Annotated in this window: 21 protein-coding genes, 1 pseudogene and 1 riboswitch; of the genes and pseudogenes, 12 read left to right on the top strand and 10 right to left on the bottom strand. The window is 63.0% G+C overall.

What is annotated here, in order from left to right:
* Window position 1 precedes the first annotated feature (1 nt).
* The 3 genes from J2J99_RS17920 to pobA all read right to left on the bottom strand — a co-directional run bounded on the left by J2J99_RS17920 (window position 2) and on the right by pobA (window position 3,452).
* Window positions 2-865, bottom strand: coding sequence for a branched-chain amino acid ABC transporter permease (locus tag J2J99_RS17920; RefSeq protein ID WP_168296180.1), 864 nt, complete (start codon window positions 863-865; stop codon window positions 2-4).
* 66 nt (window positions 866-931) lie between these two features.
* A complete protein-coding gene (locus tag J2J99_RS17915; RefSeq protein ID WP_168296181.1) occupies window positions 932-2,104 on the bottom strand; it encodes an ABC transporter substrate-binding protein in 1,173 nt (390 codons plus the stop codon).
* Between the two features lie 175 nt (window positions 2,105-2,279).
* Window positions 2,280-3,452, bottom strand: coding sequence for a 4-hydroxybenzoate 3-monooxygenase (pobA, locus tag J2J99_RS17910; RefSeq protein ID WP_168296182.1), 1,173 nt, complete (start codon window positions 3,450-3,452; stop codon window positions 2,280-2,282).
* Window positions 3,453-3,569: 117 nt separating this feature from the next.
* On the opposite strand from pobA, the gene J2J99_RS17905 reads away from it, so the two are divergent.
* Window positions 3,570-4,460, top strand: coding sequence for a helix-turn-helix domain-containing protein (locus tag J2J99_RS17905; protein WP_168296183.1), 891 nt, complete (start codon window positions 3,570-3,572; stop codon window positions 4,458-4,460).
* Window positions 4,461-4,510: 50 nt separating this feature from the next.
* On the opposite strand, the gene J2J99_RS17900 is transcribed toward J2J99_RS17905, so the two are convergent.
* Window positions 4,511-6,898: a phosphoketolase family protein gene (locus J2J99_RS17900; RefSeq protein WP_168296184.1), complete on the bottom strand. Its 2,388-nt coding sequence runs from the start codon at window positions 6,896-6,898 to the stop codon at window positions 4,511-4,513.
* Between the two features lie 71 nt (window positions 6,899-6,969).
* Complete coding sequence (locus tag J2J99_RS17895) at window positions 6,970-8,148, bottom strand: acetate/propionate family kinase (protein ID WP_168296185.1); 1,179 nt, start codon at window positions 8,146-8,148, stop codon at window positions 6,970-6,972.
* Window positions 8,149-8,419: 271 nt separating this feature from the next.
* Here J2J99_RS17895 and J2J99_RS17890 point away from each other — a divergent pair.
* A pseudogene (locus tag J2J99_RS17890) lies at window positions 8,420-8,848 on the top strand (inorganic phosphate transporter); the annotation flags it as partial.
* An 11-nt stretch (window positions 8,849-8,859) separates the two neighbouring features.
* Here J2J99_RS17890 and J2J99_RS17885 read toward each other — a convergent pair.
* Window positions 8,860-10,431 carry a putative bifunctional diguanylate cyclase/phosphodiesterase gene (locus J2J99_RS17885; protein ID WP_168296186.1) on the bottom strand — a complete coding sequence of 524 codons (1,572 nt, stop codon included), beginning with the start codon at window positions 10,429-10,431 and terminating at the stop codon, window positions 8,860-8,862.
* Between the two features lie 57 nt (window positions 10,432-10,488).
* On the opposite strand from J2J99_RS17885, the gene J2J99_RS17880 reads away from it, so the two are divergent.
* Window positions 10,489-10,626: a hypothetical protein gene (locus J2J99_RS17880; RefSeq protein ID WP_168296187.1), complete on the top strand. Its 138-nt coding sequence runs from the start codon at window positions 10,489-10,491 to the stop codon at window positions 10,624-10,626.
* Between the two features lie 340 nt (window positions 10,627-10,966).
* On the opposite strand, the gene J2J99_RS17875 is transcribed toward J2J99_RS17880, so the two are convergent.
* Window positions 10,967-11,515 (bottom strand): histidine phosphatase family protein, encoded by a 549-nt coding sequence (locus tag J2J99_RS17875; RefSeq protein ID WP_168296188.1) that lies wholly within the window; start codon window positions 11,513-11,515, stop codon window positions 10,967-10,969.
* 78 nt (window positions 11,516-11,593) lie between these two features.
* Window positions 11,594-11,749, top strand: a riboswitch (adenosylcobalamin (AdoCbl) riboswitch).
* Between J2J99_RS17875 and J2J99_RS17870 the strand changes: the two genes are divergently transcribed.
* The 3 genes from J2J99_RS17870 (at window position 11,748) to J2J99_RS17860 (ending at window position 13,353) form a co-directional block, all read left to right on the top strand.
* The gene (locus J2J99_RS17870; protein WP_168296189.1) at window positions 11,748-11,957 is read left to right on the top strand and encodes a CbtB domain-containing protein; all 210 of its coding nucleotides are present in this window, start codon (window positions 11,748-11,750) and stop codon (window positions 11,955-11,957) included. It overlaps the preceding riboswitch by 2 nt.
* Window positions 11,958-11,968: 11 nt before the next feature.
* A complete protein-coding gene (locus J2J99_RS17865; RefSeq protein WP_168296190.1) occupies window positions 11,969-12,703 on the top strand; it encodes a CbtA family protein in 735 nt (244 codons plus the stop codon).
* A gap of 35 nt (window positions 12,704-12,738) precedes the next feature.
* Entirely contained in the window at window positions 12,739-13,353 is a 615-nt protein-coding gene (locus tag J2J99_RS17860) for a hypothetical protein (protein WP_168296191.1), read from the top strand.
* Here the strand turns inward: J2J99_RS17860 and J2J99_RS17855 are convergent.
* On the bottom strand, window positions 13,338-14,000 hold the full coding sequence (locus tag J2J99_RS17855; protein ID WP_168296192.1) for a sulfite oxidase-like oxidoreductase: 663 nt from the start codon (window positions 13,998-14,000) through the stop codon (window positions 13,338-13,340). The two genes, J2J99_RS17860 and J2J99_RS17855, sit on opposite strands and share 16 nt — an antisense overlap.
* A 111-nt stretch (window positions 14,001-14,111) precedes the next feature.
* On the opposite strand from J2J99_RS17855, the gene J2J99_RS17850 reads away from it, so the two are divergent.
* The 6 genes from J2J99_RS17850 to J2J99_RS17825 all read left to right on the top strand — a co-directional run bounded on the left by J2J99_RS17850 (window position 14,112) and on the right by J2J99_RS17825 (window position 21,915).
* On the top strand, window positions 14,112-15,986 hold the full coding sequence (locus J2J99_RS17850) for a sensor histidine kinase (protein ID WP_246763143.1): 1,875 nt from the start codon (window positions 14,112-14,114) through the stop codon (window positions 15,984-15,986).
* Window positions 15,983-17,317, top strand: coding sequence for a sigma-54-dependent transcriptional regulator (locus tag J2J99_RS17845; protein ID WP_168296193.1), 1,335 nt, complete (start codon window positions 15,983-15,985; stop codon window positions 17,315-17,317). The genes J2J99_RS17850 and J2J99_RS17845 overlap by 4 nt, the downstream gene beginning before the upstream one ends.
* A gap of 207 nt (window positions 17,318-17,524) precedes the next feature.
* Complete coding sequence (locus J2J99_RS17840; protein WP_168296194.1) at window positions 17,525-18,508, top strand: tripartite tricarboxylate transporter substrate-binding protein; 984 nt, start codon at window positions 17,525-17,527, stop codon at window positions 18,506-18,508.
* Between the two features lie 152 nt (window positions 18,509-18,660).
* The gene (locus J2J99_RS17835; protein ID WP_168296195.1) at window positions 18,661-19,122 is read left to right on the top strand and encodes a tripartite tricarboxylate transporter TctB family protein; all 462 of its coding nucleotides are present in this window, start codon (window positions 18,661-18,663) and stop codon (window positions 19,120-19,122) included.
* A 9-nt stretch (window positions 19,123-19,131) separates the two neighbouring features.
* Entirely contained in the window at window positions 19,132-20,637 is a 1,506-nt protein-coding gene (locus J2J99_RS17830) for a tripartite tricarboxylate transporter permease (RefSeq protein ID WP_168296196.1), read from the top strand.
* 108 nt (window positions 20,638-20,745) lie between these two features.
* Window positions 20,746-21,915 (top strand): M20 aminoacylase family protein, encoded by a 1,170-nt coding sequence (locus J2J99_RS17825; RefSeq protein ID WP_168296197.1) that lies wholly within the window; start codon window positions 20,746-20,748, stop codon window positions 21,913-21,915.
* A 47-nt stretch (window positions 21,916-21,962) separates the two neighbouring features.
* Here J2J99_RS17825 and J2J99_RS17820 read toward each other — a convergent pair whose 3' ends face one another.
* Both J2J99_RS17820 and J2J99_RS17815 read right to left on the bottom strand, forming a co-directional pair.
* Entirely contained in the window at window positions 21,963-23,750 is a 1,788-nt protein-coding gene (locus J2J99_RS17820) for an adenine deaminase (protein WP_168296198.1), read from the bottom strand.
* Window positions 23,747-24,667: a nucleoside hydrolase gene (locus tag J2J99_RS17815; protein WP_168296199.1), complete on the bottom strand. Its 921-nt coding sequence runs from the start codon at window positions 24,665-24,667 to the stop codon at window positions 23,747-23,749. The genes J2J99_RS17820 and J2J99_RS17815 overlap by 4 nt, the downstream gene beginning before the upstream one ends.
* Window positions 24,668-24,670 lie beyond the last annotated feature (3 nt).

The raw sequence follows: 24,670 nt of genomic DNA, 5'->3' as shown, positions 1-24,670 counted from the left end.
TTCATTTCATCCTTCCGGCAAGGCCGCGCGGGAAGACGCAGATGATGGCGATCACGGCGAGATAGAAGAAGAATTCGCCGAATTCCGGCATCAGATAACGACCTGTTGTGTCGATCGCGCCGAGCAGCAGGCAGGCGATCAGCGCGCCCGGAATGGAGCCGGCGCCGCCGACCGAGACGACGACCAGAAAGGTCACCATGTATCGCAATGCGTAATAGGGCTCGACCGGCAGGAGTTCGGCGCCGACGACGCCGCCGAAGGCGGCAAGGCCGACAGCAACGGCAAAGCTCACAGCATAGATGATCTCAGTGCGCACGCCGAGTGCCGCCGCCATTGCCGCATCATCTACGGAGGCGCGCAGTTTGACGCCGAAGCTGGTCCGGTCGATGGCGAACCAGAGCGAGACTGCGACCACCAGGCCGCAGAGGATGACGAAAAGTCGGTGCACGGGAATGGTGCGGAAGCCGAGGTCGGCCGAGCCCTGCAGGGCACCGGCAAGCGGTATGGTTTTCAGCGTCGGTCCCATTGCATAGTTCGCAATGCCGATGACGCAGAAGGTGATGCCGATCGTCATCAGCACCTGGGTCAGTTCCGGCGCGCCGTAGATCCGACGATAGAGGAAGCGCTCGAGAGGTATTGCGATGATGATCGTGGCGACCACGGCAGCGATGATCGCCGCCGCATAACCAAGGCCGAGATCATGTGCTGCATAGGAGGCGATGTAGCCCCCGATCATGGCGAAGGCGCCGTGCGCGAGGTTGACGACGCGCATCAGCCCCATGGTGACGGAAAGGCCGATCGATATCACGAAGAGCACCATGCCATAGGCTAGCGCGTCGACGGCTATGCTGAAGACTGTCTGCATGGAACTACCTGCTTGAATGCGACGGGCCTGGGATTCCATGCCCGTCGCATGTTCTGACGCCCGATGTTACTTGGCCGCCGCCAGGCCCGGATCGCCCTGCTTCTCGAAGGTCTGGACCTCCTTGTTGATATAGGTCCCGTCGTCTGTCTTGGCGACTTCGCGCAGATAGATGTTCTGCGTGATGTGGCGGCTTTCCGGATCGATCGAAACCGGGCCGCGCGGGCTCACCCAGGCAAGGCCTTTCACCGCATCGACGGCCTTCTCGGCATCCTGCTTGCCGCCCGTCGCCTCGATCATCTTGTAGATGACATACATGCCGTCATAGGCGCTGACTGCGGGGAAGGAGAGTTCGGCCTTGTTGCCGATCGCTTTAGTGGCAGCCTCGACGAAAGCCTTGTTCTCGGGCGAGTCGTGCGAAACGGCATAGTGGAAGGTCGTCTGGATGCCGAGTGCGGCATCACCGAGCGCCGGCAGATCGGATTCCTGGGTCAGGTCGCCGGGCGCGAAGAACTTGATGCCCGCAGCCTTCAGGCCATTCTCGTTATATGCCTTGACGAAGCCGAGCGTCGTCGGACCCGACGGCAGGAAAGCGAAGACACCCTCAGCGCCCGAATCCTTGATGCGCTGCATGATCGGGCTGAAGTCGTTGGTCGCAAGCGGCATGCGGATCGCCTCGACCACCTGGCCGCCGGCCTTTTCGAAGCCGGTCTTGAAGGCGTTTTCGGCGTCGATGCCGGGGCCATAGTCGCTGACGACCGAGATCACCTTCTTGACGCCTGCGTCGAAGGCGACCTTGGCGATCGGCGTCGAGGTCTGCCAGGTCGTAAACGAGGTGCGCACGACGAGCGGGCTCTTGGTGACGATCGCCGAGGTGGCGGCGTTCATGACGACCATCGGCACATTGCCCTGCTTGAGGATCGGCGTCACCGCCATGGCATCGGGGGTGAAATAGAAGCCGGCGAGATACTGGACCTTTTCCTTGACGATCAGTTCCTGGGCAAGCGCCTTGGATTGGGCAGGATCCGCCTGCGGCACGTCGCGATAGACGATCTCGACGGTATCGTTGCCGACCCTGCTGCCGTTAACAGCCATATAGGCGTCAATCCCGGCCTTGAAGTTCTTGCCCTGGAGCGCGAAGGGACCCGAGAACGGGCCGATGACGCCGACCTTGATGGTGTCGGCATAGGCGCTCGTGCCCATGACGATTGCCGCAGCGGCGACCAGAAGCATTTTCCTCATTTTCTCTCTCCCTTTTCGGCGTACTCCGGCGCCGTATTGAATTTCCGTTTAGCTTGTCATGCGAAATGGTGATGTAAAATGAAATAAATCCCCAAACACATGATCTCTTGGTTATGGTTCTGCGTCTCGAACACCCGGTTCACTGCGAGTGGGCGCAGCCTTCATCCGCAATGTTTCAGAATGGCAATCCCACATAATTTTCGGCAAGGACCGTCGAGGCGGCGCGGGAATGCGTGAGGTAGTCGAGCTCAGCCTCCTGGATCCGTTGGTCGAAATCACCGGTATTGGGGAAACGATGCATCATCGTCGTCATCCACCAGGAAAACCGCACGGACTTCCACACGCGAGAAAGTGCAACCTGCGAATAGGCGTCGATGCCATGATCCGAGCCTTCGCGGTAATACTCGATCAGCCCGGAGAAAAGATAATGGACGTCGCTGGCTGCAAGGTTCAGCCCCTTGGCGCCGGTCGGCGGTACGATATGGGCGGCGTCGCCGACAAGGAAAAGCCGGCCGAAACGCATCGGCTCGGCGACGAAGGAGCGTAAGGGAGCGATCGATTTCTCGAAGGACGGCGCGGTTTTCAACGCCTCGGCGTGATGCGCCGGCAGACGCCGCCTCAGCTCGTCCCAGAAGCGGTCGTCGCTCCAGTCCTCGACCCTCTCGTCGAGCGGGCATTGGAGATAATAGCGGCTGCGCGTCGCCGAACGCATCGAACAGAGCGCAAAGCCCCTCGGATGATTGGCGTAGATCAGTTCGTGGCTGACCGGCGCCACGTCGGCAAGCAGGCCCAGCCAGCCGAAGGGGTAGACCTTTTCGAAACATTTGATCGCCCGTTCTGGAACGACCTTGCGGCTTGCGCCATGAAAGCCATCGCAGCCGGCGATGAAATCGCAATCGATGCGCCTGGCAGCGCCGTCTTTCACATAGGTAGCGAAAGGAGAGCGGCCGTCGAAACCTTGCGGTGTGACATTAGCGGCATCGTAGATCGACAGGGCGCCGCTTGCTTCGCGCCGCTCCATCAGGTCGCGCGTCACCTCGGTCTGGCCGTAGACAGTGACGCGCCTGCCGCCGGTGAGTTCGTAGAGGTCGATGCGATGGTCGCGTCCGTCGAAGGCGAGCGAGAAGCCGTCATGCGGCAGGCCTCCGGCATGCAGCCTCGCTCCGGCTTTGGCCTGGTCCAGCAGGCCGACGGTGCCTTCCTCCAGAACGCCGGCGCGCACGCGACCGAGGATGTAGTCCTTGTCGACGCGGTCGAGAATGATATTGTCGATGCCGGCTTCGGTCAGAAGCTGACCGAGAAGCAAGCCGGATGGTCCCGAACCGATGATGGCGACCTGGGTTCGCAACGCGTCCTCCCTCTCTTTTTTGCGTTTCGTCAGATTCTGCCGCACCGACCGGATCGCCACAATGGACATTCCAGCCTAAAAATTGCACTAATCGAACATTGGCGCGGGAGGGAGCTGATGAGCAGACATATACCGACCTACGAGCTCTACGGCGAAAATGTCGGGCGATCGCCGGAATTTTGGTTGCATTGCGAAACAATTCGCTCCCGGAGCAGCCTGCATCAATGGGAAATCCGGCTGCACCGGCATGAGAGCTTCTTTCAGATATTGTACATCGAGGCCGGATCGGGCGATGCGATCTTCGGCGCGAGGAGCCATGCCATCCGGCCGCCAGCGGTCATCACCGTTCCCCCGGCGTTCAATCACGGCTTTCGTTTTTCACGCGATATCGACGGTCTCGTCATCACCATATTGCAGTCCCATCTCAGCCATCCACCCGGCGAGCGGAGCCATCTCGGCGAATGGCTGGCGACGCCGCATCTGACGGCGCTCGATCCTGATGATGCCGAAGCTGCCCATGTGATGCAGACGTTGCGACGGCTGGGCGACGAATTCGAAAATCGCCGCAGCGGCCGCAACGAGGTCCTGGCAGCCTACGTCGCCTTAGTGCTGCGGCTGACGGCGCGGATTTCTCATGAGGGGAATTCGCAGGAGCTTGCGTCAAACGAAAACGAGCGACGGATGGACATGCTGGGCGAGCTCATTCAGCAGCATTTTCGATCCCACAAGCCTACATCCTTCTATGCCGGGGAGCTCGGGGTTTCGCCGACGCATCTCACCCGGATCGTCCGGTCGATGACCGGCAGCACGCCGCACGAGTTGATTGCCGCCAAACTCGTTGAGGAGGCGAAGCGTCAGCTTGTCTTTACACTGGGCAGCGTTCAGGAAATCGGATTCCGCCTCGGCTTCTCCGACCCCGCCTACTTCTCGCGATTCTTCCTGAAATATGCCGGCGAAACGCCGCGAGTCTGGCGCATGACGGAAAAGGCCCGACTCGACCGCGGATAGGATTTTGGCATCCGGTGGCGGCGTATTCGCAGGCGTCAGTCACCGATGTCTCACGTCGCCGGCCATGTCCAGTCCCGCACCTCCGGCATGTCCTCGCCATGTTCGCGCACATAGTCGTGGTGTTCCGAAAGCTTGCCACGGAAAGCGGCAAGCGCATCCGTCGCCTTTTCCTTCAGGCCCGGGACACGCTCGATCGCTTCGATGGCGAGATGGTAGCGGTCGAGTTCGTTGAGGACCGTCATGTCGAAGGGTGTCGTCGTCGTGCCTTCTTCGATGAAGCCGCGGACGTGGATGTTTTCGTGGTTGGTGCGCTTATAGGTCAGGCGGTGGATGAGATAGGGATAGCCGTGATAGGCGAAGATGACAGGCCTGTCTGACGTGAAGATAGCGTCAAAGGCCTCGTCGGTCAGGCCATGCGGATGCTGGTCCCTGGATTGCAGCGCGAGCAGATCGACGACATTGACGGTGCGGACTTTCAGCGCCGGAATGGCCTTGCGCAAGAGGTCGACGGCGGCAAGAGTCTCCATGGTCGGCACGTCGCCGGCGCAGGCCATGACGAGGTCGGGCGCGACGGCGTCTTCCTCGTTGCTTGCCCAGTGCCAGATGCCGATGCCGGCCTCGCAATGTTTTCCCGCTTCGTCCATCGACAGCCATTGCGGCTCCGGCTGCTTGCCGGCGACAATGACATTGATGCGGTCATAGGTGCGCAGGCAATGGTCGCCGACCCAGAGCAGGGTATTGGCATCCGGCGGCAGGTAGATGCGGACGATATCGGCCTTTTTGTTGGCGACGAGATCGATGAAACCGGGATCCTGGTGGCTGAAGCCGTTATGGTCCTGGCGCCAGACATGCGAGGTCAGCAGATAGTTCAGCGAGGAGATCGGCTTTCGCCACTCCAGCTCGCCCGTCACCTTCAGCCATTTGGCGTGCTGGTTGAACATGGAATCGATGATGTGGATGAATGCCTCGTAGCAGGAGAAAAGGCCGTGGCGGCCGGTCAGGAGGTAACCTTCCAGCCAACCCTGGCAGAGATGTTCGGAAAGCACCTCCATGACGCGTCCATCGCGCGAGAGATGGACGTCATAGGGCTCGATATCCTCCATCCAGACTCGGTCGGTGACCTCGAAGACGCTGCCGAGGCGGTTCGATTCCGTTTCATCAGGGCCGAAGATGCGGAAATTGGCGGCCGCCGCGTTACGCTTCATCGTGTCGCGCAGATAATGGCCGAGAATCTCCGTCGACTGGGCCACGACGCTGCCGCGCTTGCCGATCTCGACTGCATACTCGCTTATATCGGGAACATCGAGCTCCCGGCGCAGCAACCCGCCATTGGCGTGCGGATTGGCGCCCATGCGGCGTCTGCCAGCGGGGGCGAGCGCCCGCAGTTCGGGCTTCAGCCGGCCATCGGCGTCGAACAGATCCTCCGGGTCGTAGCTCCGCATCCACTGCTCGAGAATTTCGCGATGGCCATCGTTCTCGCGGCAGTTGGAAACCGGCACCTGGTGGGCGCGCCAGAAGCCTTCCACCTTCTTGCCGTCGACCGCCTTCGGGCCCGTCCAGCCCTTGGGGCTGCGCAGCACGATCATCGGCCAGCGCGGGCAGCCGTCAGCGGCCTTGCCGTTGCGGGCTTGGCTCTGGATCTCACGAATGCGGTCGAAGATCCGGTCCAACGTCGCGGCCATCTGCTGGTGCATGTCGCGCGGCTCATGGCCGTCGACGAAGAAGGGTTCGTAGCCATAGCCTTCGAAGAGGCGGCGGAGATCATCGTCTCCGACACGGCCAAGGACGGTCGGGTTGGCAATCTTGTAGCCATTCAGATGCAGGATTGGCAGCACGGCGCCGTCGCGGGTGGGATTGAGGAACTTGTTGGAATGCCAGCTCGCCGCCAACGGCCCGGTCTCGGCCTCGCCGTCACCGACGATGCAGGCGACGATCAGGTCGGGATTGTCGAAGGCGGCGCCATAGGCATGTACGAGGGCGTAGCCGAGTTCGCCGCCCTCGTGGATCGATCCTGGCGTTTCCGGGGCCGCGTGGCTCGGGATGCCGCCGGGGAAGGAGAATTGCCGGAAGAGCTTGCGCATGCCTTCGGCATCCTCGGAGATATCAGGATAGATCTCGCTATAGCTGCCTTCGAGATAGGTATTGGCAACCATGCCCGGCCCACCGTGCCCGGGGCCGCATATATAGATGACGTCGATGTCGCGGGCGCGGATCAGGCGGTTGAGATGCGCGTAGATGAAGTTGAGGCCGGGCGTCGTGCCCCAGTGGCCGAGCAGGCGGGGTTTGATGTGTTCCGGTTTCAGCGGCTCACGCAGCAGCTGATTGGCGAGCAGGTAGATCTGGCCGACCGAGAGATAATTGGCGGCCCGCCAGTAGCGGTCGATCAGGCTGAGTTCGGCATCGGTCAGGGGGGCGGCGGTCGAGACATGCTTTTCCATTGGCTTCTTCCGTTCGAAAACGCGTTCAACGTCATTTCTAGCCGTCAGCGCCGGCGCGCCATTGATCTGGATCAGCGTTCGCCAAGAAGTGACAGCGCCTCGTCGGCGATCACCTGTTCTTCGTCCGTGGCAATGACATGGGCGGAGATGCGGCTGTCCCCCGAGCTGATCGTGAAAGCATTGGCGGCATTGGCCTTTGCGTCGATCGAAAGGCCTAGCCAGGCGAGGTGTTTCGCCACGCCGGCGCGAATCTCCGGCTGATGCTCGCCAATGCCGGCGGTAAAGACGACGGCATCGAGGCCGCCGAGCGTTACCGCCATGCGGCCGATTTCGCCGGCAATGCGCAGCGTGAAGAGGTCGATTGCCTGGCGCGCCTCCGACCGGCCATCCTTCAACAGGTCGCGCGTGTCGGCGCTGATGCCGGAAACGCCGAGCAGGCCGGAGCGGTGATAGAGCAGATCCTCGATCTCGCCCAGGGAGCGTTTTCTCTCTCCTGCCAGATGCAGGATGACGCCGGGATCGAGCCAGCCCGGGCGCGTCGCCATCGGGATGCCGTCGAGGGTTGAAAAGCCCATGCTGCAATCGCGGCTGATGCCCCGGTCCAGCGCACAGAGGCTGGCGCCGCTGCCGAGATGGGCGACCACCGCCTTTGCCGCCTGCGGCGCCTTGCGGGCGAGTTCGCCGGCGATGAACTTATAGGAAAGCCCGTGGAAGCCGTAACGCTTGATGCCCTCCTCGTGCAGCGCGCGCGGGATGGCGAGGCGGCGAACGAGATCGTCCTGCGTGGCGTGGAAGGCCGTGTCGAAGGAGGCCGTCTGGGCCAGGTGCGGCTTCAGATGCCCGAGCGCACGGATGAAGCGCAACGCCTGCGGCTGGTGCAGCGGCGCGAGCGGTGTCAGTGCTTCGATGGCGGCGATGCCGGCATTATCAAGGGCGGCGGCCTTGGTGAAGCGGTCGCCACCATGGACGACGCGGTGGCCGGCGGCGCGCGCGGCGGCCACGTCGAAATGATCGGCGAGACGCGCGAAGGTCTCGCCGATGACATCGTGCAGGTCTTCCGTCACCTCCACCTTCAACGGCATCTCGAAGGTCTGCGATCCTTTCTTCAGACCGAGGGACAGCGGCTCGGCGCGAAGATCGATGACGCCCTTGCCGATGTGCCGTGCCTTGGCGCCAGCCATCGAGAAGATGCCGATCTTGACGGTCGAGGAGCCGGCGTTGAAGGTCAGGAGGAGGTCGGTCAATGACATGTCTTCAAAGGCTCCGCGCGGGCATGACGATGACCGGAACTTAGCGCCGGGGCTTGTGAGGGAAAGATATGCGATTGCCGGCCGCGTGTTTTTGACGCCGCGCCGCGATCGTCTCGGCAGGCCGAAGACGCGCGGACATGGGAAGATGCGACGGCAAATATCGTCCGATGTCAGTACCTTAGAAGGTCGGCCGTCGGGGCGTCACGATAGCTTCACGCTGCGGAATTATTAACAAAAGACAAATTTGCAAAGCGGAATAAGGACCTATGCAATGGCCGATATTGCCCCCAGCCAGGCTCATAGCGACGCTTCCCACCCGCTCCACAGCTCGAATTCGGCCGGAAAGTGGTTCTTGCCGCTCTTCGGGCTCGTCCTGCTCTGCGGCCTTGGATATGTCGCCTATGCACTCGGCCGCGACCTGACAACCGCAGTTGCCGTTCCCTGGATCCTGCTCGGCCTTGCACTGCCGATCGCGCTCGGCTTCGAATTCGTCAACGGTTTCCACGATACGGCCAATGCGGTGGCCACCGTGATCTATACCCGTTCGATGCCGGCGGAATTCGCCGTCATCTGGTCGGGCTTCTTCAACTTCCTCGGCGTGCTGACCTCCAGCGGCGCCGTCGCCTTCGGCATTCTGGCGGTGCTGCCGGTGGAACTGATCCTGGAGGTCGGCTCCGGTTCCGGCCTTGCCATGGTCTTCGAAAAGCGCCGTCAGGCCGTCGACGCCAGTTTGGCGTCCCGGTTGCGGACAAAGATGCCCGCCTCGGCGGCGGGCATCGCCTTTCCGAAAAGATAGCCCTGGCCGATGTCGCAACCGAGTTGCAGCAGGAAGGCGAGCTGGCCATGTTCCTCGACGCCTTCCGCAGTCGTCTTGATGTTGAGGCTTCTGCCGAGGCCAAGCATGGCGCGGACGATCTTTTCCTGGCGTTCGTCGTCGCGATAGGTGGCGATGAAGCTTTTGTCGATCTTGATCTTGTCGAAGCGGTAGCGGGCGAGCTGGGCGAGGCTCGAATAGCCCGTGCCGAAATCGTCGAGGGCGATCTGGATGCCGGCGGCATGCAATTCATCGAGGATGACGGCGGCGATGGCGGTATCCTGGATCAGGGCGTTCTCGGTGATCTCCACTTCCAGGCGTTGCGCCGGCAGCCGGCTTGCCGACAGGACCTTGAGGATGCGGGAGGTCAACAGTTTGTCCTCCATCTGCACCGGCGAGACGTTGAAGGACAACATGACATGCGCCGGCCAGGTGAGCGCGTCGCTGCAGGCCTGGGCGAGCAGATCTTCGAAGAGGCCGGTGATCATGCCGGTTTCCTCGGCAATATCGATGAAGACCGGCGGCGGAATGTGGATGCCATCCTCGCCCGTCCAGCGTGCGAGCGCTTCGAAACCGCAGAGCTCTCCGGTCTTCAGGTCGATCAGTGGTTGATAGAAGGGCTTGATGTCCTTATTGGCGATCGCGGCGCGCAGCTTGGTTTCCAGGGAGGCGCGCTCCGTTACCTTATCCTGCATCGAAGTTTCGAAGACGAGATAATGGTTGGGACCGCGTGATTTCGCCTCGTACATGGCGAGGTCGGCACGATGGGCGGCATCCTCCAGCGGTTCGGCTCCCTCAGCCCAGCGATCGTAGCCGACGCTGGCCCCGACCTCGACTGCAAAGCCATCGATATGAATCGGTCGGGTCACGGCCTGAATCAACAGCTTGGCGAAACGCTCCTCCCGCTGCGCCGTCAGGGCGAAGGCGACAATAATGAATTCGTCGCCGCCGAAGCGGTAGACGCAATCGGCGTTGCCGAGTGCGCAGATGCGCCTTGCGACTTCGATCAACAGCACGTCGCCGCCCTTGTGGCCGACGAGATCGTTGACTTTCTTGAAGCCGTCGAGATCGACGGAGAAGATGGTGACGTTGTGGTTCCATTCCTCGATTTCGGCTTCGTCGCTCTTGGCCGGCCGTGCGAAGATCTTGCGCTCGAAGGCGTAGCGATTCGGCAGCTTGGTCAGGTGATCGTGGGTTGCCGTCCAATCGGCCTTCACTTGAGCGGCGACGCCCAGTTCCATTTCCCTGCGCAGGTCGGCGATGCGCAGCACCGAATAGATGAAGCTCATGGCGCCGGCGATGCCGAGGGCCAGAACGAGCTTGTCGGCGCCGTACTTGCTGAAACCGGTCATGAAAGAGACCAGGCCGTCGCCAAGCTGCAACAGCGCGCCGAGGATCCAGAGCGTCACTCCGAGCACCACGACTGAAACGCATTGCCGTCCGGCCCTGCTTTGGAAAAACGCCGGCATTATCGCCTTCTCCATCTCCATCCTGCGCCGAACTATCACGAAAATCTGAAATGTTCGTTGAAACCAGAAGGCGAATTATTGGAGGTGATAGACTTTTGCGGTGCCGTCGGTGCAGCGGCAGTGCGTCAAATGGCGTTGCTGCAGCTGTTCTGCGGCCTGATCCAGGCCGGCAATGTCTTGGGATTGAACGGTTGAGCTGGCATTTCTGCAAAGAACGAGGACGAGCGTGCTGCCGCATCGCTCGCCCTGTCTCGCTTTATCAGGTGGTGACGATCAGCAGCGGAACGCTGACGACCAGACCGACGATAATGAAGGTCGCGACACGCATCAAGCGCAGGCGCCGCGTGCGTTCCCCACTCCAGTCATATGCCATGTCTTCCATCTCCTTGGGACAAGGAAGTAGTCCCGGTCAAACCCGGTTGAATAGAGATGACGCGATTTGCTTGCGTAAGGCTGGATCTTATCAGGGATCGCTAATGCGCCGCTCTTTCCTGGCCACGGTGTTCGGATCTGACGGCGAGGAAAGGCTCCACATCTAAAGGCGCAGCGACCAGCGCTGTCCGTTGCTGGTCATGCGAAGGACGGCGAGCGGCTCGACGTCGATCAGCCAGAAGGCGGAAAGCGGCGCTTGAAGCACATGCGCGACCGCCGCCCTGATGACGGCTGCGTGGCTGATGGCGATCACATGGCCTGCGAGCAGGGATTGCTCATCCATCCAGCCGGCAACGCGTCTGCGCAGAGCCAAAAAGCTCTCACCGCCGTGCGGTGCGGCTTCCGGATCGCTCATCCAGGCCAAGAGATCGTCAGGTTCCTCGGCCCCGATCGCCGTGATCGGCCTGCCTGCCCAGCGGCCGTGATCGCAATCGCGTAGCGCCTGGTCTGTTTCGGCTTGAAGACGAAGGGCTTCGGCGGTCTGGCGGGCACGCAAAGCGGGGCTCGTGATGATGCGGTCGGCGCGGGGCAGGGCGGCCATCCTGCCGGCCTCCTCGGCTGCCCTGTCATCGAGCGGTTCGTCGAGCGGGAACAGCGCCTTGCGGCTTGCCGCCGTCGCGCCGTGGCAAATCCAGGTGAGGCGCGTATTCACGATCGATCTCATCTCCCGGAATGCTATGGGGACGAGCCTTGCCGGCTCGGTGAAGTTTCGTTGACAGTCTCTCCGGCGAGCAGATATAACCGTGGCGTTGCGGGTTTGGAAGCCGGTGAAAATCCGGCGCGGTCGCGCCACTGTAACCAGCGTGTCGAAGGTCTTCGCGCTGGAAGTCAGACCCTGCCGCACAAGCACTCTTTCGACTGAACGCGTCATTCCGGAGGAATACATGTCTGACACCACTTTCGCGCCCGTCGCGGCACCGGCGCCGATCCCCGTAGGAGAAATCCTGCCCTGGGCCATCTTCGGCGGTCTGCTGATGCTCATAGCCGTCTATTTCGTCGGCACCGAGGAAGGCGCGATGGCGCTGTTCAACGGAATGTACGTGCATGAATTCGTGCATGACGGCCGTCACCTCCTCGGCTTTCCCTGCCACTAAGGGAATCTGACATGGTTGGAAATCTTCTGCTTCGCGGCATGCTCGCGGGCCTGATTGCTGGCATTCTCGTTTTCGCCTTCGCCCGTGTCTTCGGCGAGCCGCTGGTCGATGCGGCGATCTCCTTCGAGGAGGCGAGCGCGCAGGCGGCCGGCGAAGCTGCTGAACCCGAAATCGTCAGCCGCGCCACGCAGGCCGGGATCGGCCTTTTCACCGGCGTGATGGCCTACAGCATCGCCGTCGGCGGTCTTTTCTCGCTCGCCTTCGCCTTCGTCCACGGCCGTTTCAGCAGCCTTTCGGCGCGTGGCACCTCGGCCGTCATCGCCATCGCCGCCTTCGTGGCGGTCGTCCTGGTTCCCGGCATTAAATACCCGGCCAACCCGCCGGCGGTCGGCAATCCCGATACGATCGGCGTCAGGACCGAGCTGTTCTTCCTGATGATCGTCGTCTCGCTTGCCGCGCTGATCGCGGCGGTCGCGCTTTCACGCCGTCTTTCCGAGCGTTTCGGTCTCTGGAACGGCGCGATCGTCGCCGGCACCGCCTATCTCGTTTTCATCGGCCTCGTGCTCTTTCTGCTGCCGCCGATCAACGAGGTGCCGGAGAATTTCTCCGCGATGGTGCTCTGGCGTTTCCGCACGACCTCGCTCGGCATGCACGCGATCCTTTGGGCAGTGCTCGGCCTTGCCTTCGGGGTACTGGCGGAAAAGCGCCTTGCCGCCAAAGGCGGGACGCGGCCGGCATTTCAGTGATCCCGTCTACCGGTAGGCTCGCTGCATTCTCGCCGTTGGGCTTGACCCGGGGGCTGGTTCTCGGTGCGGGCACGCTGCTCTTCATTGCCGGAAATTGCCTTGCCCACGGCCGCAGCGCCGGGGGCAGCCATGCCGGCCTCGATATCCCGGAGATTTCCCATGGCGAGATGGCGGTGATTTCCGACTATCGCCGTGGGATCATCGAACTCGCATCGCAGGCGGTCGATACGAACGAGCCGTTCCGCCGCATCCTGAACTATGCCGAGATCCAATATTCCTATTGCATCTGGGGCAGGGTGCCGGGAAGCGTGACGGATGAGGAAAGTCCGTTCAACGAATGCGCACATGCCTATCTCGCGGCGACGAAAGCCGTGCTGATGGCGATGCGGGACATGCCGCGGGAAGCGCATGCCGCGGGCGAAATCATCTCGGCCGTCGATGCCGATATGGTGCGCCGCGGACTTGCGCTCATCACCTGCCGGTTCAGCGGCCAGGCTTTCAACACCGCCGACATCATCAAGCCGCGCTGGAGCCAGGTTCCGCTTCATCCGGCCAGCATGGCATGGTTGACGGGAGTTGCTGCCCTGGTCGGTCTTGCCGTCCTTGCGCTTAGACGCGTCCTGCGGCCGAGGGCTCAGTCGTCGGAATAGCGCTGCTCGCGCCACGGATCGCCATACATGTGGTAGCCGTTCCTTTCCCAGAACCCGGCCGTGTCGGCGGGCATCAGTTCGATCTGGCGCAGCCATTTGGCGCTTTTCCAGAAATAGAGATGCGGCACGACGAGGCGCATCGGGCCGCCGTGATCTGATGTCAGCGGCAGGCCTTCCCACGAGGTCGCAAGAATGGCGTCTTCAGCGGCGAAATCGGCAAGCGGCAGGTTGGTGGTGTAGCCGTCATAACTCGTCAGCATGACGTAGGCCGCTTCCGGCTTCGGCATGGCGAGATCGAGCAGATTCCGCGTCGAAACGCCTTTCCAGTTGTTGTCGTAGCGCGACCAGGTGGTGACGCAGTGGATGTCGCTGACCTTTGTGCTCTGCTCGATCGCCTGGAAGGCGGCCCAATTGAGGGTGAGCGGTGTTTCGACCAGGCCGCGGACATCGAGCCGCCAGCTGTCGGTGGAGATGACCGGCTGCTGGCCGAGATCGAGCACCGGCCAGTTCCTGACGAGGTGCTGACCGGGCGGCAACCGCTCGGCCTCAGCACGGCTGACGCGGCCGGTCAGGAATTTGCCCTCCGCCGCCCAGCGGCGCTTGGAACTGGTCAGCTTGCTGTCGGCGGGCGTCCGGTCGTCGTTCATGAGCGGGTCTCCTTGCGTTGCCGCAATAGGACATTCGGCTCCCCGAGTGTCAAGTTTCGGCAGCCCCTTGGAAATCCCCGTCCGCATCATTAGAGTTGGAGCCCGTCGGGCGTGCCTTGCTGGGGAGTGGAGGCAGAAAGGGAGGAGCCGGACCTGTCTTCGAGATATCGTGCGATAGCGGCGCTTTTGGTGGTGCCGCTCGTCATCTTCGCCTTCTTCACCTATGGAAGCGCGATTGCGACGCGCGCCTATATGGAGGAGGCCTCGGCGCAGGCGGGAACAGCATTGCGCCTTGCCGTTTCGGCGCTCAGCGGCCATCTCAATCGCTACGAGGCGCTACCGGCGCTGATTGCCGATCACGACGATATCAAGGAACTGGTCAGCACCCCCGACGATAGGGCGTTGCGTGAGACCGCCAACCTCTACCTGAAGGCGATCAACGGGCTGTTGAAGTCCTCGGACATCTATGTTGTGAAGCCGGACGGAGAGACGATCGCGGCCAGCAATTACGATGGACCGGGAAGCTTCGTCGGGCAGAATTTCAACTACCGGCCCTATTTCCAGGAGGCGATCGAAGGCCGGCAGGCGCGATTTTATGCGCTCGGGACCACCTCGCTGAAACGCGGCTATTATTTCTCGGCGCCGATCAGGGTCGAGGCGGATATTCGTGGCGTCATTGTCTTCAAGGTCGATATCGACATGATCGAATCCTCCTGGAGCGGTGGGGAATACAAGATCTTCGTCTCCGATCCGGAGGGCATCATCTTCATGTCGGGCAGCCCGGAATGGCTCTATGGGGCCATTCTGCCGCTGACGGCCGACCGTATCGCCCGAACGGAAGCCTCGCGTCGTTATGCCAATGCCAGGCTGACGGCGCTGCCGGTAACGCGTCACCGCTTCGAGCAGCACGAGCTGATGACGCTGGCGAGTGATCGGGGTGCAAGCGAATATCTCGTGCTGTCACATTACATGCCGGCCGAGGACTGGACGGTGAACGTGCTGATGGAAACGAGTTCCATCCGTGCGCAGGCTCGCACCGCGTTAGTGGCCGTCTTCCTCATTCTTTGCATCGCCGCGCTTGCCGTGGCCGTGCTTCGCCAGCGGCGGGCGCGGCTTGCCGAGCGCATGCAGTTGCAGGCCGAGGCGCGCGGCGAGCTCGAGCGGCGAGTAGAAGAGCGCACCGCCGACCTTGCCCGCGTCAACAGCCGCATCGAGGAGGAGATCTCAGAGCGGCGGCTGACCGAACAGCAGCTTCGTCAGACCCAGGCCGATCTGATCCAGGCCGGCAAGCTTGCCGGGCTCGGGCAGATGTCGGCGGCTCTTTCGCATGAGTTCAACCAGCCGCTCGCCGCCGCCAAGACCTATACGGACAGTGCCGCCGTGTTGATCGACCGCGGGCGAATGGAGGAGGCGCGGGACAATATAAGGCGGATCGGCGGGCTGATCGACCGCATGGCATCGATCAGCCGGCACCTGCGCAACTTCGCCCGCAAGCCGAACGAAAAACTCGGGCCGGTCCCTCTCGACGAAGCGATACGCGATACGCTGGAAATCGTCGCGTGGCGGCTGAAGGCAGCGGACGCCGAGCTCCGGCTCGACCTCGGGATACGACCGCCGGTCGTGCGCGCCGGTTCGGTGCGTCTGCAGCAGGTGCTGGTGAATGTCATCTCCAATGCCGCCGACGCGGTGGAAGGGCTGGATGACAGGCGCATCGAGGTTTCGGCCTTCGAGGAGGCCGGCAAGGTGGTGCTGAAGGTGCGCGACCATGGGCCAGGTGTGCCGGCAGCGATCGCCGAGCGCATCTTCGATCCGTTCTTCACGACGAAAGGCGTCGGCAAGGGGCTCGGTCTCGGCCTTTCGATCTCCTATAACATCGTCAAGGATTTCGGCGGCAGCCTTGCCGCCGCCAATCATCCCGAAGGGGGCGCGGTGTTCCGCATCGAGCTGCAGTCGGCGGCGGGACTGATGCCGGAGGCGGCGGAATGAACGATGCGAAGATCCTGCTGGTCGACGACGAGGAGGAGCTGCGCCGGTCGACGGCGCAGGCGCTGGAGCTTTCCGGCTTCAACGTCGAGACCTTTTCGAACGGCGATCATGTGCTGGAGCTGATCGGCTATAGCTTTCCCGGGGTCGTCGTCAGCGATATCCGCATGCCCGGTATCGACGGCATGACGCTGATGCAGAAGATCCGCGAGGTCGATCCGGAGGTGCCGGTCATTCTCGTCACCGGCCACGGCGATGTGCAGCTCGCTGTGAAGGCGATGCGGGAGGGCGCTTATGATTTCATCGAGAAACCGTTTACGGCGGAGATGCTTGCCGGCGTCATTCGCCGGGCGATGGAGCGGCGCGGCCTCGTGCTCGAAAACCGGCTGCTGAAGGCAGTCGCCGGCAAACGCGACGATATCGAGGCGCGGCTGCCCGGGCGCACGCAAGTGATGGTGGATCTCCGCTACCGTATCCGTGCCATCGGGGCGAGCGATGCCGATACGCTTATTGTCGGCGAGACGGGCGCCGGCAAGGAAGTCGTGGCCCGCGCGCTTCACGACATCAGTGTCCGGGCAAGCCGGCCGTTTATTGCGATCAATTGCGCCGCGCTGCCGGCAAACCTCATCGAAAGCGAGCTCTTCGGCCATGAGCCCGGCGCCTTTCCGGGAGCCGTCAGGCCGCGCTACGGAAAATTCGAACACGGCCGCGGCGGCACCATCCTGCTCGACGAGATCGGCTCCATGCCCTTCGACCTGCAGGCGAAATTCCTGCGGGTGCTGCAGGAGCGGGTAATCTCCAGACTCGGATCGAACGAGATCGTGCCGCTCGACGTCCGCTTCATCGCGACGAGCAAGGTCGATCTCGAGGCGGAGGTGGCGGCCGGCCGTTTCCGCGCCGATCTGCTCTACCGGCTGAACGTCGCAACGCTGCATGTGCCGTCGCTGTCGCAGCGGCGGGCGGACGTTCCGCTGCTTTTCCTGCAGTTGGTGCGGGAAGCAGCCGCCCGCTACGGCCGTGACGAACTCACCGTGCCGCCGGAGGTGACCTCCGACATTGCCCAGCGTGACTGGCCCGGCAATGTCCGCGAATTGAGGAATGCCGCCGACCGTCTGGTCCTCGGTCTCGACAATGGCGGGCGGCAGGCCGAAGAGGCGACCGGGCTTGCGGAACGTGTCGCCGAATTCGAGCGAGGCGTCATCGCCAGCGCGCTGGTCGCGCATGGCGGCAGCCTCCGGCCGGTCTATGAATCGCTCGGCATTTCCCGCAAGACCCTCTACGAAAAGATGCAGAAATACGGCCTCGACAAACGGATGCTAATTACCGACGGCTGATCCTGCCCGCATTGGGATGGGTGGATTTCCACCCATCCCCGCAGCCGTTTGTTTCCAAATCGACCCATGCTGCACCGCACCGTCACAGAATCGTCTCGTGAAGGCGGTGGCGGTGATTGCGGCTCGATTTTTCCGAGCGGCAAATAGGTTATCCGCGGCGCAGGAGGATGTGCCGGCGGCTTCGCTTGTTTCATCAGGGAGGAAACGATGAAAATTCTGAAGGCCATGCTCGGCCTGACCGCGGTTGCCGCGGTCTCTCTTCTCGCCAGCGTCGCTTCGGCGCAAACTTATCCCGAGCGCACCATCACCATGGTCGTCCCCTTCGCGGCCGGTGGCCCGACCGATACCGTCGCACGCCTCGTCGCCGAATCCATGTCCAAGGATCTCGGCCAGCAGATCGTCGTGGAGAACGTCGGCGGCGCCGGCGGGACACTCGGCGCCGGCCGGGTGGCGAACGCCGATCCCGACGGATACACCATCCTCCTGCACCATATCGGCATGGCGACCAGCGCCACGCTCTACCGCAAACTCGCCTATGACACGCTTGGCGCCTTCGACTATGTCGGCCTCGTCACCGAGGTGCCGATGACGATCGTCGCACGCAAGGACTTCGAGCCAACGGATCTCAAGGGCCTGATCGATTACGTCAAGGCCAACAAGGACAAGGTGACGGTCGCCAATGCCGGCATCGGCGCCGCTTCGCATCTCTGCGGCATGATGTTCATGAGCGCCATCCAGACCCAGCTCACGACCGTTCCCTACAAGGGCACGGGTCCTGCCATGACCGATCTTCTCGGCGGCCAGGTCGATATCATGTGCGACCAGACGACCAACACGACGAAGCAGATCCAGGGCGGCACGATCAAAGCCTATGCGGTGACCTCGCCGAAGCGCCTCGACGTGATGAAGGGCATTCCGACGGCTGTCGAAGCCGGCCTGCCGGGTTTCGAAGTCGGTATCTGGCACGGCATCTATTCGCCGAAGGGTACGCCCGCCGAGATCAACGAACGGCTGTCGAAATCGCTGCAGGTGGCGCTGAAGGATCCCAATGTCGGCGCCCGCTTCGCCGAACTCGGCACGGCGCCGTCCTCCGCCGCCGACGCGACGCCGACCGCGCTGAAGGCCAAGCTCGAAAGCGAGATCGCTCGCTGGAAGCCGGTGATCGAGGCTGCCGGGGAATATGCGGACTAGTGAGGGGTTCCAGGAATAGCCCCTCACCCTAACCCTCTCCCCGTGCACGGGGAGAGGGGACTGTATGCGCAAAAGCAGCGGCCGAGGCCGGCAGGCGGATGACGGGCAAAGGCTGCAGCAACGACGCTCCATCTCCAACTCCAGGAGACACCATGAAATCCATCAGTTTCGATACCACCAATGCGATCTGCGGCGCGCTTTTCATCGCCACCGGCGCCTTCTTCGCCGCCCAGTCGCTCTCGCTCGACCTCGGCACGGCGTTCCGCATGGGACCGGGTTATTTTCCGCTGGTGCTCGCCTGCGTGCTCGTACTGCTCGGCGCGATCATCTTCATTCAAGCGCTGCGCGTCGAGGGTGAACCGGTCGATGCCTTCGCCTGGCGCGGCATGCTCTTCATTCTGCCGGCGCCGGTCTTTTTCGGATTGACAGTGCGCGGCCTCGGATTTGCGCCGGCGCTGTTCCTCACCGCCTTCATCGCCTGCTTCGCGTCGCGCAAGGTGAACGTGGTGTTTGCAATCATCCTGTCGCTGTTGCTGACGATCTTTTCGGTGGCCGTCTTCAGCTATGGGCTCGGGCTGCCGTTCGAGCGCTTCGGCCCTTGGGTCCGGTTCTAGGAGGCGACGGTGGATCTTTTCAGCAATCTCGCACTCGGCTTCGCCACGGCGGCGACCCTCGACAATCTTCTCTTCTGCCTGATCGGCGTGCTGCTCGGCACGCTGATCGGCGTGCTGCCCGGCATCGGCGCGACGGCAACGATCGCCATGCTTCTGCCGATCACCTTTCAGCTCGAGCCGGTCTCCTCGCTCATCATGCTCGCCGGCATCTATTACGGCGCGCAATATGGCGGCTCGACGACGGCGATTCTTATCAATATGCCGGGCGAATCCTCTTCCGCCGTTACCGCAATCGACGGCTACCAGATGGCGCGCAAGGGCAGGGCGGGGGCGGCGCTGGCGATCGCCGCGCTCGGCTCATTCTTCGCCGGCACGGTCTCAACCTTCCTTGTCGCGATTTTCGCGCCGCCGCTGACCGACATCGCGCTGCAATTCGGCTCTGCCGAATATTTCTCGCTGATGATCGTCGGCCTCGTCTCCTCGATCGCGCTCGCGCACGGCTCGGTCGTCAAGGCCTTGGCAATGGTGGCGCTCGGGCTACTGCTCGGCCTCGTCGGCACCGATATCTACACCGGCACGCCGCGCTTCACGCTCGGCATCCGCGAATATGCCGATGGGCTGAACTTCGTGGCGCTCGCCGTCGGGGTGTTCGGCGTGGCGGAAATCCTGCGCAACCTCGAAGGCGAGTCGACACGCACGGTGCTGATGGCCAAGGTCTCGAGTCTTTTGCCCTCGCGCCAGGAATTCAAGGAGATGATTGCGCCGATGGTCCGCGGCACGGCGATCGGGTCGGCGCTCGGCATCCTGCCGGGCGGCGGCGCGATCCTTGCCTCCTTCGCCTCCTATACGGTGGAAAAACGCCTGTCGAAGACGCCGCAGGATTTCGGCAAGGGCGCGGTCGCCGGCGTGGCGGGTCCGGAATCGGCCAACAATGCCGGGGCGCAGACTTCGTTCATTCCGCTGCTGACGCTCGGCATTCCGGCCAATCCCGTCATGGCGCTGATGATCGGCGCGATGATCATCCAGGGTATCGTGCCGGGACCGAATGTCGCCACCGAGCAGCCGGCGCTGTTCTGGGGCATCATCGCCTCGATGTGGATCGGCAATCTGATGCTCGTGATCCTGAACCTGCCGCTGATCGGGCTCTGGGTGAAGCTTCTGACCGTGCCCTATTACGTGCTCTTCCCGATCATCATGGCCTTCTGCTCGATCGGGGTCTACAGCGTCAACGCCAATGTCTACGACCTCTATGCCGTCGCCTTCTTCGGCCTCATCGGCTACGTGCTGGCAAAGCTTCGCTGCGAACCGGCACCGCTCCTGCTCGGTTTTGTGCTTGGACCGCTTCTGGAAGAGAACCTCAGGCGCGCCATGATCCTGTCGCGCGGTGATCCGACTACCTTCGTCACCCGTCCGATCAGCGCCACGCTTTTGGCGATCGCGATTGCCGTGCTGATCGTCGTGTTCCTGCCGAGCGTCAAGAGGAAGCGCGAGGAGGTGTTCGTCGAAGAGGCGTAAGGGGTTGAATTCACCGCTTGCTTAATGAACAAGGGATGATCTGACGCGGGCGCGATTCAGGCGCCCGTTTCGCACGTAGGGATTTCCAGGCCCCAGGAGCATTGCCCGATGAGCATCCCCGCCGGGATCAAGGACGATCTGCCGTTCCTCACTGCTTTGCGCCGCGATCTTCACGCCCATCCCGAACTCGGTTTCGAGGAGGAGCGCACCGCGGGCATCGTCGCGAAGCTTCTGGAGGAGGCCGGCGTCACGGTGCATCGCGGAATTGGCGGCACCGGCGTGGTCGGCACGCTTAAGGTCGGCGATGGCGCGCGCAGGATCGGGTTGAGAGCCGATATGGATGCGCTCGCCATGCCTGAGACGGCGGAGCGACCTTATAAATCGACTGCACCTGGCAAGATGCATGCCTGCGGCCATGATGGCCATACGGCGATGCTGCTTGGCGCCGCACGGCACCTTGCGGCGACGCGGGGTTTTTCCGGCACGGTGCATTTCATCTTCCAACCGGCCGAGGAGGGACGCGGCGGCGCGAAGCGCATGGTCGAGGAGGGGCTGTTTAAGCTCTTCCCTTGCGATGCCGTCTATGGCCTGCACAATATGCCGGGGCTTGAGGTCGACGAGATCGCCGTTGTCGCAGGCCCACAACTCGCCTCTTCCGACAGCTGGCGCATCACCTTTCGCGGGCTCGGTACACACGGCGCCAAGCCGCATCTCGGCCGCGATCCGATCACGGCGGCCGGCACCTTCCTGTCATCGCTGCAGACGATCGTCGGACGCGTCGTCGATCCGCTGCAGCCGGCCGTCATCAGCGCCTGTTTCCTGGAGGCCGGCGATTCCAAGGCGCTGAACGTCATTCCCGATACGGTCGAGGTCGGCGGTACGGCGCGGGCCTATTCGCCTGAGGTGCGCGATCAGCTGGAGGTCGAGATCGGCCGGCTGGCGGATGGAACGGCTGCCATGTATGGCATTTCGGCCGACTGTCATTTCGACCGACGCATTCCGCCTGTCGTCAATCACGGGGATGCGACTGCCCGGGCGCTTACTGCTGCCGGCGCCGTCTTTGGTGAAAAAGTGCGGACAAACTTTCCGCCGTCGACGGCGGGCGACGACTTCGCCTTCTTCGCGCAGAACGCGCCGGGCTGTTATGTCTGGCTCGGCAATGGGCCGGCGGTGGATGGGGCGCTGCATCACAATACGGCTTATGATTTTAATGATGAAGCGCTTGGTTATGGGGCGGCTTATTGGGTGGCGTTGGTGGAGCGGGAGTTGAAGGGGTAGTGGCGTTTGCGGGCCGCCCGGCACGAACCCCGCTGTTTCAACAGGTCCTACAAAACCTCCAGCACCGGGCTTTCCATCACTCTCCCCGTCACCACATCGGCAATCCCCCGGTCCGTCTGATGTGGGCCGGTATTGCAGGCGAGTGTCGCGCCGAAGCAGGCCTTGAAGACCCGGTAGGGCGGCTTCCAGTCGACGATTTTATCCATGGCCTTGCGGATGCAGGCGAAGGCCGAAGCGGTGTCCTTCAGCGATGCGCCGGTCACCAGGCCGGAGAGCGGCAGCGGCAGGATCGCCTCGACCCTTCCGTCTCTGGCGACCGCCATGCCGCCACCGGCTGATATGACGGCGTTGGCGGCGAGCGCCATGTCACGGGCATTGCCGCCGAAGACGGTGAGGTTGTGGCTGTCATGCGAGACGGTGGTGCAGAAGGCGCCGCGCCATTCGCCCCAGCCGGTGAGGAAGCCGATGCGTGCCGTGCCGTCGGCCTTGCCGTGGCGATGGGCGACGGCGATCATGGCGCTGCCGGCCGGCGGCACGACGAACCCGTCTCTGACCTCCGTCTCCGCCTCGCCCCATTGCGTGAAGCGCGGGCGGTCGATGGTGGCGACGCGAACGCGCGAGCCGTCCGATGGAATGAGGAAGTCATCCTCGCCGAGTGGCGGGAGCTTCACCGAATTTTCAAGCGGCGCCGTATCGAGCCGCTGGACGCCCACCTGCATGCTGCCGTCGCGAGCGACGATGCGGCCGCCCGAAATGACCAGCCGTGCCCGGAATTCGATGAGATCCTCGAAGAAAACAATATCCGCGCGCCGTCCGGCCGCGATAAGGCCGAGATCGGAACGCTTCAGACGCTCGGCGGCGTTGAAGGTCGCGGCCCTGACTGCCCATTCGGCCTTCATGCCGTAGCGCACCAGGCGACGGATGACATCATCGAGGCCGCCGCTTTCGTAGAGTTCATCGGGAAAGACGTCGTCGGTGCAGAGCGTGACGGTTGGAGGAAGGTGGCCGAGACCATTCAGCACCACGACGAATTCCTGCAGCAGATGGTCGTGCGAGCCGCGCAGTTCGATCGTCAGGCCGGCGGCAAGCTTGGCGGCGAGATCGACGCCGGAAATGAGTTCGTGGTCGGAGGTGATGCCCGCCGCCATGAAGGCGTTGAGATCGGCACGCGCAAGTCCGCGGGCATGGCCGCAGACGAGCTTACCGGCGGCAAGGCCGGCATTGACGATGGCGGTCATACGGGGATCGCCGTCGATGACGCCGCGCATGTTCATGACTTCGGCGACGCCGCCGACGGCCGAAGGGCGCAGCATCTCGGCGATGACGGCCGCATCGAAATCGGCGCCTGCAAGTTCCAGGCCTGGTGCCGAGGGCACGCAGGAGGGGACGAGCAGGATCATGCGCAGCGGCAGCGCGCGTGCCGCCTCGATCGCCCAGCGCACGCCGTCGAGGCCGTGCACGTTGGCGAATTCATGCGGATCCCAGACAATGGTGGTGACGCCGCGCGGTAGCACGGCGCTCGCATATTCGCCGGGTGTGACCATCGAGCTTTCGATATGCATGTGCGTGTCGATCAGGCCGGGTGTCAGGATGCTGCCGGCCGCATCGATGATCTCGGCCGCATCCGTGCGGCTTGCCGGAGCATGGACGCTGGCGATCAGCGCGCCGACAAGGCCGATATCTGCATTGCGGATTAGACCGGTCACCACGTCGAGCAGCCGGCCGCCGGTAATCAGCACGTCGAAGGGGGCGTCGCCGCGCGCGGCCGCAACGGCGCGGGCGCGCAAGGCAGGATCGTTAAGATCGGCGGGTTCCTGGCGAGAGGTGACGTTCATTTGCGGGCCTCGTTGACCAGGGCGGCAAGAATGATGGCGCGCGCCCGGTCGACGTCGATGTCGGTGGCGAATTGCGCATTGAAAGTGGCATGGGTGGCGCGCGTCTCGACGACGGTGCGGCCACGCGTCAGGCTGCCATGCAGCTCGACATCGATGCGCGCCGGGCGGAAGCTGAGGACATCGGGAGCGACGAAGGCAACGGCAGCCGAGGGGTCGTAGATCGCCATTCCAGGTCGGCCGCGGCTGATGGCGATGCTTATATAACCGGCGAACATATCGGCAATCAGTTCGGCCTTGCCGCCGCCTGCATTGCGCACCGGCTCGGCATCCTCCGGCCTTGCCAGCACCTTGCGGCAAAGATCGAGATCGACCATGCGCAGTGGCAAGCCTTGGGCGATGACGATCGCCAGGGCTTCGGGATCGGCGAGCGCGTTGAACTCGGCAGACGCCGTGTGATTGCCCAATGTGACGCCGCCGCCCATCCAGACAAGGTCACTGACGCGGGCGGCAAGATCGGGACGGGCAAGCGCCACGGCGGCAATATTGGTGAGAGGCCCGAGCGCCAGGATGCGGTGTGGCCCGTCGGCTTCGAGCCAGCGGCAAATCGCGGTGAAGGCATCGCTTTCGGCAAGCGCTGCCGCCTCCGGCAGGCTCCTGCCGATGGTGGGGATGCCGGTTTCGCCGAGGATGGCCTGCGCGGTTTCGAGCTTGCCGAGAACCGGCATGGCGCGGCCGGTATGGATCGGAAATGTCCAGCCGAAGGCGCTGGCGGCGCCGGCGGCATTCCTTCTCACCTGCGGCAGCGACGCATTGCCGAAGACGAGCGAGACGCCGTCGATCTCATGTTCCGACTGCGCCACCACCAGGATGGCGGCGATATCGTCAAAACCCATGTCGGTATCGATCCACACACCCATGAG

The organism is Rhizobium binae, assembly GCF_017357225.1.
GTDB classification, from domain to species: Bacteria; Pseudomonadota; Alphaproteobacteria; order Rhizobiales; family Rhizobiaceae; genus Rhizobium; species Rhizobium binae.
This window is presented reverse-complemented; position numbering and strand designations above follow the sequence as displayed.

Excerpts from the sequence above, each read along its gene's own strand:
- J2J99_RS17920 (WP_168296180.1), bottom strand. The coding sequence starts at position 865 with ATGCAGACAGTCTTCAGCATAGCCGTCGACGCGCTAGCCTATGGCATG.
- J2J99_RS17915 (WP_168296181.1), bottom strand. The coding sequence starts at position 2,104 with ATGAGGAAAATGCTTCTGGTCGCCGCTGCGGCAATCGTCATGGGCACG.
- J2J99_RS17905 (WP_168296183.1), top strand. The coding sequence starts at position 3,570 with ATGAGCAGACATATACCGACCTACGAGCTCTACGGCGAAAATGTCGGG.
- J2J99_RS17900 (WP_168296184.1), bottom strand. The coding sequence starts at position 6,898 with ATGGAAAAGCATGTCTCGACCGCCGCCCCCCTGACCGATGCCGAACTC.
- J2J99_RS17895 (WP_168296185.1), bottom strand. The coding sequence starts at position 8,148 with ATGTCATTGACCGACCTCCTCCTGACCTTCAACGCCGGCTCCTCGACC.
- J2J99_RS17885 (WP_168296186.1), bottom strand. The coding sequence starts at position 10,431 with ATGCCGGCGTTTTTCCAAAGCAGGGCCGGACGGCAATGCGTTTCAGTC.
- J2J99_RS17870 (WP_168296189.1), top strand. The coding sequence starts at position 11,748 with ATGTCTGACACCACTTTCGCGCCCGTCGCGGCACCGGCGCCGATCCCC.
- J2J99_RS17865 (WP_168296190.1), top strand. The coding sequence starts at position 11,969 with ATGGTTGGAAATCTTCTGCTTCGCGGCATGCTCGCGGGCCTGATTGCT.
- J2J99_RS17855 (WP_168296192.1), bottom strand. The coding sequence starts at position 14,000 with ATGAACGACGACCGGACGCCCGCCGACAGCAAGCTGACCAGTTCCAAG.
- J2J99_RS17845 (WP_168296193.1), top strand. The coding sequence starts at position 15,983 with ATGAACGATGCGAAGATCCTGCTGGTCGACGACGAGGAGGAGCTGCGC.
- J2J99_RS17840 (WP_168296194.1), top strand. The coding sequence starts at position 17,525 with ATGAAAATTCTGAAGGCCATGCTCGGCCTGACCGCGGTTGCCGCGGTC.
- J2J99_RS17835 (WP_168296195.1), top strand. The coding sequence starts at position 18,661 with ATGAAATCCATCAGTTTCGATACCACCAATGCGATCTGCGGCGCGCTT.
- J2J99_RS17825 (WP_168296197.1), top strand. The coding sequence starts at position 20,746 with ATGAGCATCCCCGCCGGGATCAAGGACGATCTGCCGTTCCTCACTGCT.
- J2J99_RS17820 (WP_168296198.1), bottom strand. The coding sequence starts at position 23,750 with ATGAACGTCACCTCTCGCCAGGAACCCGCCGATCTTAACGATCCTGCC.
- J2J99_RS17815 (WP_168296199.1), bottom strand. The coding sequence starts at position 24,667 with ATGGGTGTGTGGATCGATACCGACATGGGTTTTGACGATATCGCCGCC.